General features: G+C 59.5%; 16 protein-coding genes. All 16 read right to left on the reverse strand.

Annotation, left to right across the window (positions count from 1 at the left end):
• Positions 1 to 3: 3 nt before the first annotated feature.
• The 16 genes from J7382_RS10810 to J7382_RS10885 all read right to left on the reverse strand — a co-directional run bounded on the left by J7382_RS10810 (position 4) and on the right by J7382_RS10885 (position 16,827).
• Positions 4 to 672, reverse strand: a complete 669-nt coding sequence (locus J7382_RS10810; protein WP_247744951.1) for a hypothetical protein — start codon at positions 670 to 672, stop codon at positions 4 to 6.
• A 140-nt stretch (positions 673 to 812) separates the two neighbouring features.
• On the reverse strand, positions 813 to 1,742 hold the full coding sequence (locus J7382_RS10815) for a carbohydrate kinase (protein ID WP_209069038.1): 930 nt from the start codon (positions 1,740 to 1,742) through the stop codon (positions 813 to 815).
• 6 nt (positions 1,743 to 1,748) lie between these two features.
• A complete protein-coding gene (locus J7382_RS10820; protein ID WP_209069039.1) occupies positions 1,749 to 2,435 on the reverse strand; it encodes a D-lyxose/D-mannose family sugar isomerase in 687 nt (228 codons plus the stop codon).
• A 148-nt stretch (positions 2,436 to 2,583) separates the two neighbouring features.
• Positions 2,584 to 3,303: an SDR family NAD(P)-dependent oxidoreductase gene (locus J7382_RS10825; protein WP_209069040.1), complete on the reverse strand. Its 720-nt coding sequence runs from the start codon at positions 3,301 to 3,303 to the stop codon at positions 2,584 to 2,586.
• A gap of 81 nt (positions 3,304 to 3,384) precedes the next feature.
• Complete coding sequence (locus J7382_RS10830; RefSeq protein ID WP_247744968.1) at positions 3,385 to 4,626, reverse strand: glycerate kinase; 1,242 nt, start codon at positions 4,624 to 4,626, stop codon at positions 3,385 to 3,387.
• A 14-nt stretch (positions 4,627 to 4,640) separates the two neighbouring features.
• Positions 4,641 to 5,648: a LacI family DNA-binding transcriptional regulator gene (locus J7382_RS10835; RefSeq protein ID WP_209069042.1), complete on the reverse strand. Its 1,008-nt coding sequence runs from the start codon at positions 5,646 to 5,648 to the stop codon at positions 4,641 to 4,643.
• Positions 5,649 to 5,660: 12 nt separating this feature from the next.
• Entirely contained in the window at positions 5,661 to 6,821 is a 1,161-nt protein-coding gene (locus J7382_RS10840; protein ID WP_209069043.1) for a dihydrodipicolinate synthase family protein, read from the reverse strand.
• A gap of 26 nt (positions 6,822 to 6,847) precedes the next feature.
• Complete coding sequence (locus tag J7382_RS10845; protein ID WP_209069044.1) at positions 6,848 to 7,156, reverse strand: Dabb family protein; 309 nt, start codon at positions 7,154 to 7,156, stop codon at positions 6,848 to 6,850.
• Positions 7,153 to 8,745 carry a GMC family oxidoreductase N-terminal domain-containing protein gene (locus J7382_RS10850; RefSeq protein WP_209069045.1) on the reverse strand — a complete coding sequence of 531 codons (1,593 nt, stop codon included), beginning with the start codon at positions 8,743 to 8,745 and terminating at the stop codon, positions 7,153 to 7,155. Before J7382_RS10850 ends, J7382_RS10845 begins: the two co-directional genes overlap by 4 nt.
• Before the next feature lie 9 nt (positions 8,746 to 8,754).
• Positions 8,755 to 9,513 carry a 3-ketoacyl-ACP reductase gene (locus J7382_RS10855; RefSeq protein WP_209069046.1) on the reverse strand — a complete coding sequence of 253 codons (759 nt, stop codon included), beginning with the start codon at positions 9,511 to 9,513 and terminating at the stop codon, positions 8,755 to 8,757.
• Positions 9,510 to 11,003, reverse strand: coding sequence for a GMC family oxidoreductase (locus J7382_RS10860; RefSeq protein WP_209069047.1), 1,494 nt, complete (start codon positions 11,001 to 11,003; stop codon positions 9,510 to 9,512). The genes J7382_RS10855 and J7382_RS10860 overlap by 4 nt, the downstream gene beginning before the upstream one ends.
• Positions 11,003 to 12,115 (reverse strand): sn-glycerol-3-phosphate ABC transporter ATP-binding protein UgpC, encoded by a 1,113-nt coding sequence (gene ugpC, locus J7382_RS10865; protein WP_209069048.1) that lies wholly within the window; start codon positions 12,113 to 12,115, stop codon positions 11,003 to 11,005. Before ugpC ends, J7382_RS10860 begins: the two co-directional genes overlap by 1 nt.
• Positions 12,116 to 12,121: 6 nt before the next feature.
• Entirely contained in the window at positions 12,122 to 13,003 is an 882-nt protein-coding gene (locus J7382_RS10870; protein ID WP_209069049.1) for a carbohydrate ABC transporter permease, read from the reverse strand.
• Positions 13,003 to 13,896, reverse strand: a complete 894-nt coding sequence (locus J7382_RS10875; RefSeq protein WP_209069050.1) for a sugar ABC transporter permease — start codon at positions 13,894 to 13,896, stop codon at positions 13,003 to 13,005. The genes J7382_RS10870 and J7382_RS10875 overlap by 1 nt, the downstream gene beginning before the upstream one ends.
• 112 nt (positions 13,897 to 14,008) lie before the next feature.
• Positions 14,009 to 15,259, reverse strand: a complete 1,251-nt coding sequence (locus J7382_RS10880) for an ABC transporter substrate-binding protein (protein WP_209069051.1) — start codon at positions 15,257 to 15,259, stop codon at positions 14,009 to 14,011.
• 35 nt (positions 15,260 to 15,294) lie between these two features.
• A complete protein-coding gene (locus J7382_RS10885) occupies positions 15,295 to 16,827 on the reverse strand; it encodes an aldehyde dehydrogenase family protein (protein ID WP_209069052.1) in 1,533 nt (510 codons plus the stop codon).

Below are 16,827 nucleotides of genomic sequence, written 5' to 3' on the forward strand. Positions count from 1 at the left end.
CGCTCAGTTTCCGTCCTGATCCAGCCGCAACCGCGCAAACAGGCGCAACGCATGGCTCGCATCCGCCGCCGCTGGCGGCATCATCCGATCATAGGCCGCAGCGATCACCGCCGCAATTTCAGGCCGCAACACGGTCGCCCCATTGTCCGGCACTACCGCAAGCGGGGAACTCTCCGCAAAAGCCTGTGGCCCCCAGGTCACTATCGTCTGCACCGCCTCACCCAGCGCCAAGACCTCGGCCGGGATCTGTGCCATTTCCTTGTTCATGCGCAAAAACACAAAAGCCGCCTGAATGGCCCCCGCATTGTCAAACCGAAACGCGCGATACTGTGTGGCATCCGCCGCTTTCAGACGCGTCACCAAAGATGTGAGATCCGGGATCAAACGCTCCAGATCCGGCACCGCCAGCAATTCCTCCCATTCACGGAAGAAAAACATCATCAGATTGCTGCCCAGCTCCGGATCCGTCTCCGCCATCTGATGTCCCACAAGGGCAACCACGGCCTCCAGCGCGCCTTTCACCGTGCGCAACGTGGCCTCTTCCACGCCAAAAACCACCGGCGCAATGGGCCGTCCCCACCGGGCAAACCCATAGCTGCCATCTGCACGAATAAAGAGCTTTTCAACGTCCTGCGGTGTCATACGCGCCTCCTGAAACACTGCGCGCTTCATGCCGCCCTTCTGACGCCAAGGCAAGCCTTTCACAGCCCGGCCCACCTCAACATCCCGACATCGCTTCTTCTGACGGGAAATACTCCAGGGGTTTGGGGGCTGGCCCCCATTTTAAACGCGCGTATGGGGCCCGCTCCCAGCTACGCCAACTCACGCGCCCAGGGTGGATTTGCCCCCGCCCGCGCCACGGTCACTGCCGCCACTTTGGCCCCAAACAACAGCGCGTCCTTGGCATCCTCTGCTGAAAGACTGCCGATGCAGTCTTTGCGCAAGAGGCCCAGCTCAGACAACCGCGCCAAGACACCGCTGTTGAATGTGTCCCCGGCCCCCACAGTATCCACCACCGTTGCGGGCTGTGCGGGCACCGCGACCTGTTCACCGCTTGCCAGAAAGCCCTGCGCACCCTTTGAACCACAGGTAACGATCACAAAGGCGGGCCCTTTCTGGAGAAGTTTTTGCGCACGCGCCTCAAGGCCTTCAACTTCCGGCATCAACCAGCCCAGATCCTCATCAGAGACTTTCACCACATCCGCCTGTGCAAACATCAGGTCCAAACGCGCACGATAGCGCGACACGTCACGGATAAATCCGGGGCGAATATTTGGATCGATCATCACCGCCCGCGTCGCCCCCTCACGCTGCAAAACATCGGCATAGGCATTGGCACAGGGCTCCACCGCAAGGCTAATGCCGCCAAAAAACAGTGCCTCAACCTCCTCGCCGATCGGTGCCACATCCGCAGATGCCATCATGCGTCCGGCAGTATTTTCATCATAAAACGTATAGCTGGCATGCCCATCTTGAAGCTGCACAAAAGCCATGGTTGTGGGGCGCGCAGAGCGCACCAACGCGCTGGTGTCCACATGACTTTCCCTCAGGCGTGTCTCAAGCCGTGCGCCAAACTGATCCGTCGAAACACCGCTAAGCAGACCAACCTGCGCGCCCAATCGCCCAAGCCCCACCGCCGTGTTGAACACCGCGCCCCCCACATGGGGCACAAAGCCCTCGCCCCCTGCAACAGTCGGTTCAGGGATCATATCAATCAGAGCTTCGCCACAACACAGGATCATCGCGCGTTACCCCAACCACTTGGTGTAATCACTGACCAGGAGATGCATCGGCGCCACATCTTCTTCAATCTCGGCAAAGCGCCCAATGGGCGCGCGGAAGACATTGTCAGTCTCATCATCATTAACGGTGGAGACTTCCCCGATCAGCACATCCCCGCCTTCTCCCCAAAAGGCATGCCAATCCCCCGGCATCAACGTCAGGCTCTCGCCGGGTGCAAACTTTAGCTTTTCTCCGGGCGCAAAACTGCGGGCGATGCCATCACACATCACCACACCGCCGCGATCTTCGGCAAAATTTCCCGCATCATCGGAGCCATAAAGCTCCACCACCAAGGTCGCACCGCCTCGATTGATGATATCCTCGGCCTTGATCACATGCGTGTGCATCGGCGAGAGCTGATCCTGACGTGAAATCAACAGCTTTTCCGCATAGCACATCCCCCCGCCCCGTTGCAGATCCGCCAGGCGTCCATTACGCAGAGTGAACAGAAACAGCCCCATTTCATCAAAACGGCCATCACCATAGTCCGTGATGTCCCAACCACAGCGCGCGTCAATCAGAGCTTTGGCCTGCGCTTTCTGCGCCACAAACATGTCAGGTGTCCAATAGGCAAAAGGCGGCAGCTTGAACCCGTAAGAGCGGATCATGTCATCCGCCGCCTGCATGATCTCATTGATGGTGGAACGTTTCATCTTATCCTCCCTGCACGCGCCCCTGTCCTCCACAGAATAGGCGCCAGCAAATCTGTTGTTGTACCTCAACTCACGGCAAGTGCCGCAATCCAATCTGTGCCAGCACGCCGGTGTCTGCGCCAGCGCGCTGCCCCGTTCCAAAACATGCTCAGAACTGGCGTACATCCGTGATGGTTTCTGATCCAAATCCAGCACTCAGGATATGCGCCGTGATCTTATCGGCTGTATCTTGCGCCTGCGCCAACGCACCCTCTTCTTTCATGGCCTTGAACTGGTCCAAAATAGAAAAATCTTCCTCCGGCGTGGCGCGGATGGTGGCCTGCATGCCGGTGTCAATCACCCCCGGAGCGATGCTTTCAACCTTCAATGCCGTCACCCCGTCCTCCACCATAGCGCGCGCATGCATATCCAGCGCAGCTTTGGTGGCGCAATACACGCTCCAACCGGTGTAGGCATTGCGACCTGCCCCACTGGAAATATGGGCCACCCGACGATCTGCGGCCCCCTGCGTGGCGGCCACAAAGGCATTGGTCAACAACAAGGGGCCTGTGACGTTCACAGCAATCGCCCGCGCCACAAGGCTGGCGTTCTGTCGGCCAATCGGTGCCACCGGTTCCACAATCCCCGCATTGTTGATCAGAACAGCATCCGTCGCCCCTGCCAGAAACCGCGCGAAATCTTCCCCAGACGCAAACGCAGACACAGCCGCCTCATCTGCCAGATCAAGCGCTACTTCGCTCAGATGATCATCGGTCTCGCCAAGCGCGCTGCGCGACACGCCAAGCACATCAAACCCGGCATGGATCAGGCTCTGTACCAGCCCCGCGCCAAGCCCTTTGGAATGCCCCGTTACAATTGCCTTTTTCATGCCAATTCCCTCGCATGCAGCGAACACAGCCCTGCGCCGTATCCTCGCGCTCTTTATCAGATGCCGCAGCGCGCGACGCAATCATCCCGTGATCAAAATGGCCCGAAAGTCATTCACATTTGTCAGCGTCGGCCCTGGCACCACCTGCGCACCAATGCGTCCAAAGAAACCATGCGCATCGTTGATCGCAAGCGCGGCCTGCGCATCTGCATCCATTTTCTCCGCCTTGGCAAGCGTGTCCGGGCCAATGATCGCGCCGGCCACCTCGGCGGCCCCATCCACACCATCCGTGTCACAGGCAATCGCGTAAATCCCGACCATGCCATTCAACGCCACGGCGAGCGCCAGCGCGAACTCGGCATTGGGTCCACCCACACCGTCACCACGCCGCGTCACCGTGAGCTCCCCGCCTGACAACAAAACCAAAGGCCCATCGGCGCTGTGTTTGCGCGCCAGCGTGGCCTGCACTGCGGCCACCTCGCGCGCTTCGCCTTCCAAAGCATCATCCAGAATATCCACCCGGCACCCGGCCTCTTCCGCCACACGCCGCGCTGCCTCAAGCGACTGGCGTGGAGAGGCAAAAAGGATATTCTCCGTTGTAGACAGGCGGGCATCCCCCGGGGCCAAAACCCCGCCGTGGGCTTGAGCAGCGGCGACGATATGCTCCGGCAGCTGCACGCCATACTCCGCCAGCGCAGCCAGAGCACTCTGCAGATCGCGCGGCTCGCCCACCGTGGGGCCAGACCCGATCATGCCCGGTTCATCCCCCGGGACATCAGAGATTAGATAAGAAACCACTTTGGCCGGGTAAGCCGCCGCCGCCAATTGCCCGCCCTTGGCCTGACACAGATGTTTGCGCAGCGCGTTCATAAGCGAGATCGGCGCACCCGACGCGAGCAGGTCGGCATTCACCTTCTGCAATTCTTCGAGCGTGACCCCGGGCACAGGCACGGTCAGCAGAGAAGAGGCGCCCCCGGAAATCAGACAGATCACCGTATCCTCAGCACTCAGCCCCTGCACCAGTGCAAGCATCTCAAGCGTCGCCGCCGCGCCTGCCGCATCCGGCACCGGGTGCGCCGCAGAGGCAATGCGGATCCCATCACAGGGCCGCTCGTAACCATAACGCGTGATCACCAGCCCCTCACAAGGCCCCCATGCACTTTCAAGCGCTTCGGCCATGCGGGCACTGGCCTTTCCAGCGCCAACAACCAACACACGGCCTTTGGGTTTCTCGCCCAAAACCCCCGGAAGTGCCGCCATAGGATCCGCCACAGCAACGGCCTGATCAAAAAGATTTCGCAGAAAACGCTCAGGGTCTTGCATCATCGTCTCTCTCCTCAGAGGGTCCCGCTTGAGGCGCGCACCATCAACTCTACTGGGGTTCGCAGCTCGCGGGCCGGTGCCGGACCATTTTGCAGCCACTCCAGCAACTGCCCGCTGATGGTATTGGCGAACTCTGGAATTCGGCAACACACAGAGCTCAGCGATGGCGCACTGTGTTGGCATTCGGCGATGTCATCGACCCCCACAATGCGCAGCCTGTGCCCCACATCACGCCCCATGGCCACACTGGCTCCCAAGAGCCCCAGCGCGACAAGGTCATTGAAACACACAACACCATCCACATCGGGATACTGCGACGCCAGAACCGCCGCCTGCTCCAATCCAAACTGGCGCGTCGCCGCGCCCGTCAGCATGATGGGCTCCTGTCCCTGCTCCTCCATCACGGAGAGATAGCCAGAGGCCCGCTCCTGCGTGACCGGGCGTCCCTCCAGCCCTCCGACAAAGGCAATGCGCCGCGCTCCGCGCGCGCGCAGATGCGCCACCGCCAGTCGCCCCCCCTCTTTGTAATCCGGTGCCGCAAAGGGAAATTTGTCACCGCGCATATCGCCCTGTCGAAACACCTGCATCGCAGGCAAACCCGCGCGCGCAATCTCTTCAAAGGCCGCACCGCTGTCATCATAGGTCGGGCTGATGACAAAGCCAGATACCCCATGTTCGATCAGCGCCTTGATCATCTTATGTTGCAGAGCCGGATCTTCATTGGTGTTAGCGAGAACCGCAACATAATCCTGTTGCGACAGGCTTTCCTGCAAACACGCCGCCAGTTCCGAGAAAAACGGATTGCGCAGATCGTTGATCACCAGCCCTATCAGGCCAGTAGAGCCAGAGCGCAATTTGGCGGCAGACCGATTATAAACATACCCGATCCGCCCCATTACATTTTGCACGTGCTCGCGGGTCTGCGCCTTCACAAGGGCACTGCCCTGCAACACGAGGCTCACGGTGGATTTTGACACCCCGGCCTCACGTGCCACATCTTTGATTGTCGGTCTGCGTTCCATAACGCCTAGGTGTCAGATACCATGCAATGAAAGCAAGGCCTTCATGCGGTTTTCGGCCAGTTCTGGCGCTGCCAGCAACCCGGCCGTATCTGCCAGCCTAAAGACTTCTGCATAATGGGTGATATCGCGGCTGGCTTGAAATCCTCCGGGCATGATGAAGTGGCTCTGTGATCCGTTCAGCCAGGACAAAAAGGCAATCCCTGCCTTGTAAAACCGCGTCGGTGCCCGAAAAATCTCCCGTGAAAGCGGCACGGTCGGCGACAGCAGCGCATGATAGCGATCCGTTTCCCCAAGTGCGAGCGCCTCAAGCGCTTGGCTCGCGGCAGGGGCAATGGCGGCAAAAATCCCCAATAGGGCATGGGAATACTGCGCGCCATTGCCCTCAATCAGCGCCGCATAGTTGAAGTCATCCCCGGTATAGAGCCTCACGCCTTCAGGCAGGCGGGCCCGGAAAGCTTCTTCGTGGGACTGATCCAACAGAGAAATCTTGATGCCATCCACCTGCGCCGGGTTCTCGGCAATCAGCTCCAGCACAAAATCACTGGCCTCGGCCACATTTGCACATCCCCAATATCCGGTCAGAGCCGGATCAAACATGTCCCCCAGCCAATGCAACACAACAGGCTCCGCAGCGCCATCAATCAAGCGGCGGTAGACCTGACGATAGACCGCCTTATCCGCGCCAATCGCCGGCAAGGCCCGCGTGGCCATCAGGATCAACTGCCCCCCGGCGGCCTCAATCACTTCGGCCTGATGTTCATAAGCGGCAATAATGGCCTCTGCTGAGGTCAGCTCTGAGGGATCAACATGATCCGTGCCAGCGCCACAGGCCACACGTGGCGCCAGCGGATGTGCTTTGGCGGCCAGCATGGTCCGCTCGATCAGTTCGCGCGCCGTGTCCCAATCCACGCCCATGCCACGCTGTGCTGTATCCATGGCCTCTGCCAGTCCCAGCCCCTGATCCCAAAGCCCGTGACGGAAGGCCAGAGTGGCCTCCCAATCCACCGCCGGACGCCCAGTCCAGGGATCCCGTTCAGCCATCGGATCAGACACCACATGGGCTGCGGCAAAAGCCGTGCGCGTCAGCGCCACCTTGGGCGCACGCGGCACCAGTGGGGTGCCGCTTAACGTATAGGGTTCCAAACGCCCGTCTGCAGTTGGCAAAGTCAGCATGTCGTCAATCCTCTCTGCAACACCCGTTACGCCTCAATGTCCAACACCAGCACACCGTCAATGCCGCCCTCCGCATGGGCGACGATCTCCGCTCCCCAGCGTTTGTGTTCGGCATCGGCGGAATAGGTCGCCAGATCGTCAAAGCTGTCAAAATCAATCGAAAAGCCGTGCATATAGCCGCGTTCGATCTTCTCCGGGCTGGTCGATCGCCCGCCATGAAACCCTGTTGCGCCCTCAAGACGCTCTGTCACCCGCGCCAGACCGGCGTAGATTTCCGTGATCGTCGCTTCAGAGACATCCGCCCGAAACCGTGTGAGAACAATATGTTTGATCATGCTGTAAGTCCCTGATCTTCTTTGATCATATCGGCGGCTTTCTCGCCGATCATGATCGATGGTGCATTTGTGTTGGAAGAGTTCACCGTCGGCATGATCGAGGCATCCGCAACCCGCAGCCCCTCAAGCCCGTTGAACCGCAGCCGGATGTCCACGACCGCCCCCGCATCTACCCCCATGCGACAGGTGCCTGCACAATGATGGCTGGTTTTGGAGTGCTGACAGATGAACGCGAAAGCCTCCTGCTCGGTCTGAACCGTCGGCCCCGGCAGACGTTCTGCCAGAATATAAGGCTTGAGCGCGTCCTGAGCGAGAATGTCACGCACAAGCTGCAAACCACGCAGGGACATCTCCCGGTCATAAGGATCTGCCAGATAATTCGGGTCGATCAGCGGGGCTTTGTTTGGGTCCGCCGATTGCAGCCGCACAGTGCCGCGCGAGCGGGGTCGCAGGAAGCAGGCGTTCAACGTCACGCCTCCATTGGGCATGGCCGCAACACCCGCCTCAATGCCTGTACCCAGCCCCAAATGCATCTGAATATCGGGGGAACGCGCGGTTTCATCAGCATACCAAAAGCCGCCGGTTTCAAACAGGCTGCTGGCGACCGGCCCCTTGCGCGCCAAAAGATATTGCAGCCCGGCAAGAGCGCTCATATGCAACTTGGCAAAACGATCATAGGTATGCGGGCCGCTCACCTCACATATGGCATATAGATCAAGGTGATCTTGCAGGTTCGCCCCGACATTGGGCTGATCCAGCTGTACCTCGATGCCCAGCGCGGCAAGCTGATCCGCAGGCCCAATGCCCGACAGCTGCAACAGGCGCGGCGATCCAATTGCGCCGGAGGACAAAACCACCTCCCGCGCCGCGCGCAGCTCTGTGCCATCCATCAGATCCACACCAATCACGCGCCCTTTTTCCACCGCCAGACGTCGCACCTGCGCGCCCATACGCACCGTCAGGTTCTTGCGATCGCGATTTGGTGCCAGAAAGGCCATCGCTGCCGAAGACCGCCGCGCATTGCGTTGAGTGAGCTGGTAATAGCCAACACCATCCTGTTTTTCGCCATTCACATCCTTGGTGGCCGGAATGCCCAATTGGCCACCGGCGGCAATGAAAGCATCACAAATCGGCAAAGGCGCACTTGGCTGGCTCACCCCCAGCGGGCCGCCTTTGCCGTGATAGCGGCCCTCATAGGTGTCATTGTCCTCAGACTTGCGGAAATACGGCAGCACATCCTCATAGCTCCAGCCCTCACAGCCCATCTGCCGCCAGTCATCATAATCCTGTGCCGCACCCCGGGTGTAAATCTGCGCATTGATCGCTGAGCCACCGCCAATCACCTTGGCCTGTGTGTAGGGAAACACCTTATTTTGCATGTGTTTCTGCGGCACTGTTGTCCAGCCCCAACTGCCGATGCCCTTGGTCATCTTGGCAAAGCCCGCAGGCAGGTGGAAAAACGGATGGCGATCGCTGCCGCCCGCTTCCAGCAACAGCACCGACACATCCGCCACTTCGCTCAGGCGCGACGCAATGACCGATCCGGCCGATCCGCCGCCCACTACGATAAAATCAAATTCCGTCTGCATATCCGTTCCTCACAGCCGCGCAATCGACAGACCACCGTCCGCCCGGATCACCGACCCGCTGCAATAGGCCATCTGACCCTGCGCCAGTGGCACCACCATTTTTCCGATATCTTCAGGCTGTCCCCAGCGCCCCGCTGGGACCAATCCATCCGCGATTCTTGCGTCGTATTTGTCTTTCACACCCGCCGTCATCTCCGTGGCGATCACACCGGGGCGCAGCTCAAACACTCCGATATTATCCGCCGCCAACCGCAGCGCGAACAGCTGTGTCATCATCGCCGCGCCTGCTTTTGAAACGCAGTATTCTCCCCGCTCCGGGCTCGCCATTGTGGCGCTGACAGAGGTGACAAAGCTGATGGAACGGTAGGCCGCGCCCTCCTGCGCCAACATCCGGCGCGCCACCTCCTGCGTCAGAAAAAACGCGCCACGCAGATTGACGTTCTGCACAAAATCCCAGTTCTCCGGCTTCAGATCGAGCAGATCACCCCGCACGGGTGCGCCAACCCCTGCGTTATTGACCAAGGTGGTCACCGGCCCAAGCGCCGCCTCCACCTGCTCCAACAGCGCAGGGGCCGCCGCCACGTCGCGCACGTCATGACAAAAATAGGCCGCATCACCGCCGAGCGCTTTGATCGCCTGCTGCACCGCCGGTGCATCCCGCTCTGGCAGAGACGCGATCGCGATGGAAAACCCCGCCTCTTTCAGCGCTTTGGCGACGCCAAGCCCAATGCCCTGCTGCCCGCCAGTGATCAGTGCCACTCCACTCATGTCGCAAGCTCCGTTTCAAGAATGTGCTGCCCAGACCGCAAGGCCAGCGCCGCAATGGTCAGCGCCGGGTTCACCGCAGCGGACGTCGGCAGAACAGAGGCGTCGGCAATAAAAAGATTGGGGTGATCGTGGCTGCGACAATATCCATCCACCACGCTGGTGACGGGGTCACTTCCCATCCGCGCGGTGCCACATTGATGGGACGGTGTGGATTTATCAAAAGGCTTGGACAGCACCACCGGAAACCCGGCCTGTTTGAGCTTACGCTTAAGCTGCGCAACCAGCGCCTGATGCGCCGCCCAATTGGTCCGTTGCCAGGCCAGCGTGATCTGCCCACCTGAAACAGTCACCCGGCTGTCCTGATGCGGCAGATCTTCACTCATTGCATAGAAATCAAAACTGCGCGCCGCGATCCAGCGTGCAATGCCCTTCGGCATGCCAGAGCTTGCCGCGAGAATGTCCCCGGTGATCTTGCCAAGCATCTGCACGTTACCAAGTGGCGCGCCCCCCTGACCGTCTCCGTGGTAGTAATCATTGAGCATCAGCGTTTTTTGATAGACCGCGCGATTGCGGCGCAGCGGATGCAACGCCAAAACCGCCGAGCAATTGTGGTTCATGAAGTTGCGCCCCACCTGATCAGACCGATTGGCGACGCCTGTCTCTGCCCCGGCTTGTGCAGATCTCAGCAGCAACGCGGCGGATTGCACCGCGCCCGCCGCCAGCACCACAACCGGCGCAGCAATCCGCTTGCGACTGCCCTCCTGACGGTAGGCCACTGCGGCCACACGTCCGACCGTGTCCAGCTCAAGATATTCCGCCTCACAGCCAGTCAGAACGTCAACAGCTCCGCGCGCCTGTGCCGCGCGCAACACGGTTTCGCCATCCTGTTTGCCACCGCGCGTATTGGGGAAAGCATCCCATGTGGTGGCCCCGCCTGACAGCCATTGCTCAATATCCACCGCCAGCGGCAATGACGCAGGCCGCAGCCCAGCCTCCGTCAAACGCTGCCGCAGGGTGGCAATGTCGGGTTCATCTGGCACAGCCTCAAAGGGGAGCGCCTGCGCCCGTGGCGGATCCGTCGGATCTTCCTGCGCCGCACCGCGCACCTTAAAAAGCTGCTCCGCCGTGTCGTAATAGGATGCAAGATCCTGATACCCGATGGGCCAGCCGGGGGTTGTCCCGCCCTGATGCACCACTGGCGCGAAATCCGCTTCCCGATAGCGCAGCATCACCGCGCCATAGAATTTCGAGTTGCCACCAATGTTGTAATAATTGCCGGGAGAGAAGGCCTTGCCCTGCCCGTCCAGCCAGGTCTCATCCGGCCGATAATGCCCCCGCGCAAAGATCGCCTGCGCATCGCGGTCTGCCGCGCTGGGACGCAGCGCCTCGCCGCGTTCCAGCACGACAACCCGCTTGCCGCTTGGCGCCAGCGCAGCCGCCATGGTGGCCCCGCCAATGCCGGAGCCAATGATCACAACATCGGCCTGCATCAGGGGGCAATCCGTGCTTCCGTCTGAGGATCAAAGGCCACGGCCTTTTCCATATTTACGGCAAAGGTGAACATCTCACCGGGTTGCACCGGCACATCCGACCGCATCCGCGAAATCACATCGCGCCCACCCAGTTGCATCGACACAAAAGTGTCTGAACCCGCAGGCTCGGTCACCTCGATCTTATTGCTGATCTCGGCAATATTGCTGGATTTGCGATCCGCACTGTCAGGGTCGGTGATGGTCTCTGGTCGAATGCCCAGCAGGATCTCCTGCCCTTCATAGCTCGCCAGATTGTCCTGACTGAAGGGCAATACCGCGGCACTGCCATCTGACAGTTCAATCTGCGCCGCCGGACGCCCTTCCTGCATCACCACCTTCGCGGGCAGCACATTCATGGCCGGCGATCCCATGAAGGTGGCAACAAAGATATTGGCCGGTTGATCATAGATCTCCTGCGGGGTGCCCAATTGCTGCACATAGCCACCATTCATCACCGCAATCCGCGTCGACAGCGTCAGCGCCTCGATCTGGTCATGGGTCACATAGACAATGGTGGTGCCCAGTTTCTGATGCAGTTTCTTGATCTCCGTGCGCATATCCACACGCAGTTTCGCATCAAGGTTTGAGAGCGGCTCATCAAACAGGAACACATCCGGATCCCGGACCAATGCGCGCCCCATGGCAACCCGCTGCCGCTGCCCCCCAGACAGCGCGCCGGGCTTGCGGTCCAGCAACTGCTCAATCTGCAAAAGCTTGGCCACCTCCTGCATGGCTTTTTGCCGCTCAGGCTTTGGCACGCCATGCATTTCAAGCCCAAAGGTGATGTTCTGGCCAACGGTCATATTGGGGTAGAGCGCGTATGACTGAAACACCATTGCGATATTGCGGTTGGACGGGTGCACCCCATTCATCGCCCGATCCTTGATGCGGATCTCACCGCTGGTGATGTCCTCCAGCCCGGCGATCATGTTCAGAAGGGTGGATTTACCACAGCCGGATGGCCCCACCAGCACAAGGAACTCCCCCTCCTCCACGGAGATGTCCACATTGTGCAGCACTTCGACAGCACCATAAGATTTGGTTGCGTTGTCAATGTCGAGAAAGCCCATGAAGTCTTATCCTTTTACAGAGCCCGCCATCAGACCGCGCACGAAGTACCGACCGGCCACGATGTAGACGAAGAGAGTGGGCATTGCCGCGAGGATCGCCCCTGCGAAATGCACGTTGTATTCTTTGACGCCCGTTGAGGACTGCACCAGATTGTTGAGCGCCACCGTCATCGGCTGGCTGCTCGCATCGGCAAAAGAGGCCCCAAACAAGAAGTCATTCCAGATGTTGGTGAACTGCCAGATCACGCTGACCACCGCGATCGGGCCAGAGCTTGGCAACAGGATACGCCAGAAGATCTGGAAGAACCCCGCCCCATCAATCTGCGCCGCCCGGATCAGTTCGGTTGGGAACACCGCGTAGTAGTTGCGGAAATACAGCGTGGTGAAACCGATCCCAAAGACGATATGCACAAAGGACAACCCATAGGTAGACCCGGCGAGACCCATCAGCCCCAGCATCCGTGCCATCGGGATCAGAACGATCTGAAACGGGATAAAGCAGGCAAACAGCATCAGGCCAAAGAGGATCGTATCCCCTTTGAAACGCCACTTCGTCAGCACATAGCCATTCAGCGCGCCCAGCACCGTGGAAATGGCCACCGCTGGCACCACCATTTTGATGGAGTTCCAGAAATAGGGTTTCAGCCCGGTTGGCTCGACCCCGATCTGCGCGCTGGCCCAGGCTTGTTTCCAGGGTTCAATCGTAAAGGCATCGGGCAGGCTCATCATGCCCCCACCGGTGATTTCCTCCAGCGGCTTCACTGAATTCACCAGCATCACATACAGCGGCAGAAGATAGAAAAGGGCAAAGAGGATAAGCACCACATAGATCAGCGTGCGGGTCACGCGTCCGGTGCGAATGGCGGTATCTTGTGTGGCCACAGACATCAGCGTTTCTCCCGCAGTTCGGAGTAGAGGTAAGGCACCATAATTGCGGCAATCGCCATCAGCATGATCGTGGCCGAGGCCGATCCGATCCCCATCTGGTTGCGCGTGAACGTATAGGAATACATGAAGGTCGCAGGCAGCTCCGTGGCCCGCCCCGGCCCCCCACCTGTCAGAGCGATCACCAGATCAAAGGTCTTGATCGCCAGGTGGCTTAGGATCACAAAAGCCGACAGAAACGCCGGGCGCAGCTGCGGAATGATGATCCGACGATAGAGATTCCAGTTGCTGGCCCCATCCATCTGTGCGGCTTTCAGAATTTCATTGTCGATGCCGCGCAGCCCGGCGAGAAACATCGCCATGACAAAGCCCGAGGTTTGCCAGACCGCCGCCAGCACCACAGTGTAAATCGCGTAGTCGCGGTTTTTGATCCAGTCGAACTGGAAGCTCTCCCAGCCCCAGGTGTGCATCACGTTTTCAAGGCCGATGCCCGGATCCAGAAACCACTTCCATGCCGTACCAGTCACAATAAACGACAGCGCCATCGGATAGAGATAGAGCGGGCGCAACATGCCCTCGCCGCGAATTTTCTGATCAAGGAAGATCGCCAGCCCCAAGCCAATCGCTGTACAGAGCGTGATATACAGCAGGGCAAAGATCCCCATATTGGTGAGCGAGATTTCCCAATGGCTCAGGCGCCACAGCTTGGAATAGTTCTCCCAGCCGACCCAGCCATAAGACGGCAGAATACGACTGTCGGTGAAGCTCAGATAGACGGAAAACAGGATGAAGCCGTAGACGAACACCAGGATCACCGCCAGCGATGGTGACAACACCAGCTTCGGAATCCAGTTCTGTAGACGGGTTTTAAGATCCGCGTTGGCAGACTGCGCCATTACGCGTCCTCCTTGATGGCAGGAACGAGAGAGAGGGCCAAAGGCCAAATTCAAAGGCGGGGTCTAAAGTGGCGACCCCGCCCGGGGAGGTAACTCTAAGGAAACCTAGGGTTTACTGAGCGATTTCAACCGCATCCACGAGCTCCTGCACAGCAGTCTCGCTGTCATACTCGCCGTTGAAATGCGCAGTCACCACATCGTACACCGCATTTTTCACCGACGCTGGCGCTGCGTGGCCATGTGCCATGGAACCAAACAGGTTGCCGCTGGAAGCCGCCGCCGCGAGATCTTTCATGCCCTGCTTGCCGCAGGCGTCAAAATCTGCATCCGACACATCGGTACGCGCAGGCACAGAGCCTTTCACCACGTTGAACGCAGACTGGAAGCTTGGCGACAGGATCGCGCTGGCAAGCGCCGCCTGCTCGGAAGACACTTCACCGCCCTGATCAAACATCATGAACTGGTCCGCGTTGAAGGTCACCTGCTCTGCGGTCCCCGGGAAGCGGAAGCACAGGAAGTCCTCACCCGGCACTTTGCCCGCGTTCAGGAACTCGCCCTTGGCCCAGTCGCCCATCATCTGGAAACCGGCTTCACCGTTGATCACCATCGCGGTTGCGAGGTTCCAGTCACGGCCAGAGAAGTTGTCATCCACATTTTCACGGATAAAGGCCATGCGATCAAAGGCGGTTTTCATCGCATCGCTGCCCAGCGTCGCGCTGTCCAGATCAATGAAGGCCGCTTTGTAGCCATCCGGGCCCAATGCCCCCATCGCAACCGCGTCAAACACAGTGGCATCCTGCCAAGCTTGTCCGCCATGCGCGATTGGGGTGACACCCGCCGCTTTCAGAGCTTCCACAGCGGAAACAAACTCATCCCAGGATGTGGGCTGTGCAATGCCATTGGCATCCAGAACCGCCTTGTTGGCCCAGACCCAGTTGGTGGAGTGCACATTCACCGGCGCAGACACCCATTTGCCATCGGCTTTGGCAAAGGCTTTGAGCGCATCCGGCACAACCTCGTCCCAACCTTCTTTGGCCGCGACATCATTCAGGTTGGCCAAGGCCCCCTGATCGGCCCAGTCCAGAATATCAAAGCCCAGCGCCTGTACAGCAGTTGGTGGGTTGCCGGCTGTGACACGCGCGCGCAATACGGTCATCGCCTGCTCACCACCGCCACCGGCAACCGGCATATCCTGCCAGCCAACGCTCTGGCCTTCCAGATCCTGCTTCAGCACGTTCAGCGCCGCCGCTTCACCACCAGATGTCCACCAGTGCAGAACCTCCACATCTGCAGCCTGCGCCATGCTGGTGCTGGCCAGCAATGCGCCAACAATGGCACCCTTAGTCTTTGTGAAAACTCGCATATTGTTTCCTCCCTATCTGCGAATTTCTTTTGAATTTATGTCTCCTTGGTCACCCACCGTGCGCGGCTCTTCTCTCCCACACGCATCACAACAGATTTCACCTCAAAGAATTCCTCAAACCCATAGCGGCCAATTTCCCGCCCCTGACCTGATTGCTTAGCACCTCCAAAGGTCACCTCAGGATAGCCATCCATCCAGGTGTTGGTCCAAACCGTGCCCGCCTCCGCGCGGCGGCTGAACTCCAGACAGATGTGCATATTGCTGCTCCACACCCCGGCGGACAGGCCGTAATCCGTTCCATTGGCCAAAGCGACCGCCTCCTCCAGCGAGTCAAATGTCATCACCGACAACACTGGACCAAAAATTTCATCTTGTGCAGCCCCCATGTCAGCGCTCACATCAATTAAAACAGTTGGTTGATAAAATTGATCGCTCAATCCATCCACAACCAATGGCCCGCCCCCCAATGCCAGCTTGGCACCGGCGGCCTGCGCAGCCTGCACATGTTTGTGGATCTGCGCGTTATGCGCGGCGGTCACAATCGCGCCCACCTGCGTGGCTTCATCCATCGGGTCGCCAAAGCGCACATCGCGCGACAGGGCGACAACACGGGCCACAAAATCCTCGGCAATGTCCTTATGCACGATGATCCGGCTGGAGCCATTGCAACACTGACCAACGTTGAAATAGGTCCCGAACACCACCGCATCTGCGGCCTCATCCAGATCGGCATCCGGGAAAATCACCTGCGCATTCTTGCCGCCCAGTTCCAGCGCAACCTTCTTGAGCGTCTCCGCCGCCACCTTGCTGATCAGCTTGCCCACCCGTGTGGAGCCGGTGAAGCTCACCATATCCACATCCTTATGCGTGGACATCACGCTGCCAACCGGATCGCCATAGCCGAGCACGATATTGCACACACCAGCCGGAAGTCCCGCTTCTATCAGAAGCTCACCCAGCATCACCGTGCTGGCCGGAGTCATCTCAGAGGGTTTGACAACACAGGTACAGCCCGCCGCCAGCGCATAAGGCAACTTCTGGCTCAGGATCCAGAACGGGAAGTTCCACGGGGTGATGATCGAAACAACGCCAATCGGCTGTTTCAACACCATCGCCACCATATCAGCGCCCAGCGTGTCATGGCTGTCCCCATGCACACCTCGCGCCAGACTGGCCGCATAGCGCCAATGATCTGCTGCGCCAGAGACTTCACCGCGCGCCTGCGCAATCGGCTTCCCGCTCTCCAGCACCTCCTGCAGCGTGATCCGCTCCACATTGGCCTCGATCAGATCCGCCACCTTCAGCAGGACCGCCGCGCGCTCCTTGCCGGAAATGCGGCTCCAGACACCGCTGTCAAAGGCTGTTCGCGCCGCCGCGATGGCCGCGTTGGCCTCCGCTGCACTGCCCTCTGCACAGCGGCTCACCACAACGCCGTGGCTCGGGGACACCCGCTCAAACGTCGCCCCGCTCGCACTGTCTGCCCACGCGCCATCAATCAGATGCTGCCCGGCAAACACTTCTTTGGCTGGTTCAAATCCTACCGATGCCCTAATCGACAAATCATTCAT

The sequence above is a fragment of the Shimia sp. R11_0 genome, from assembly GCF_017744035.1.
In the GTDB taxonomy this organism is placed as follows: domain Bacteria; phylum Pseudomonadota; class Alphaproteobacteria; order Rhodobacterales; family Rhodobacteraceae; genus Shimia; species Shimia marina.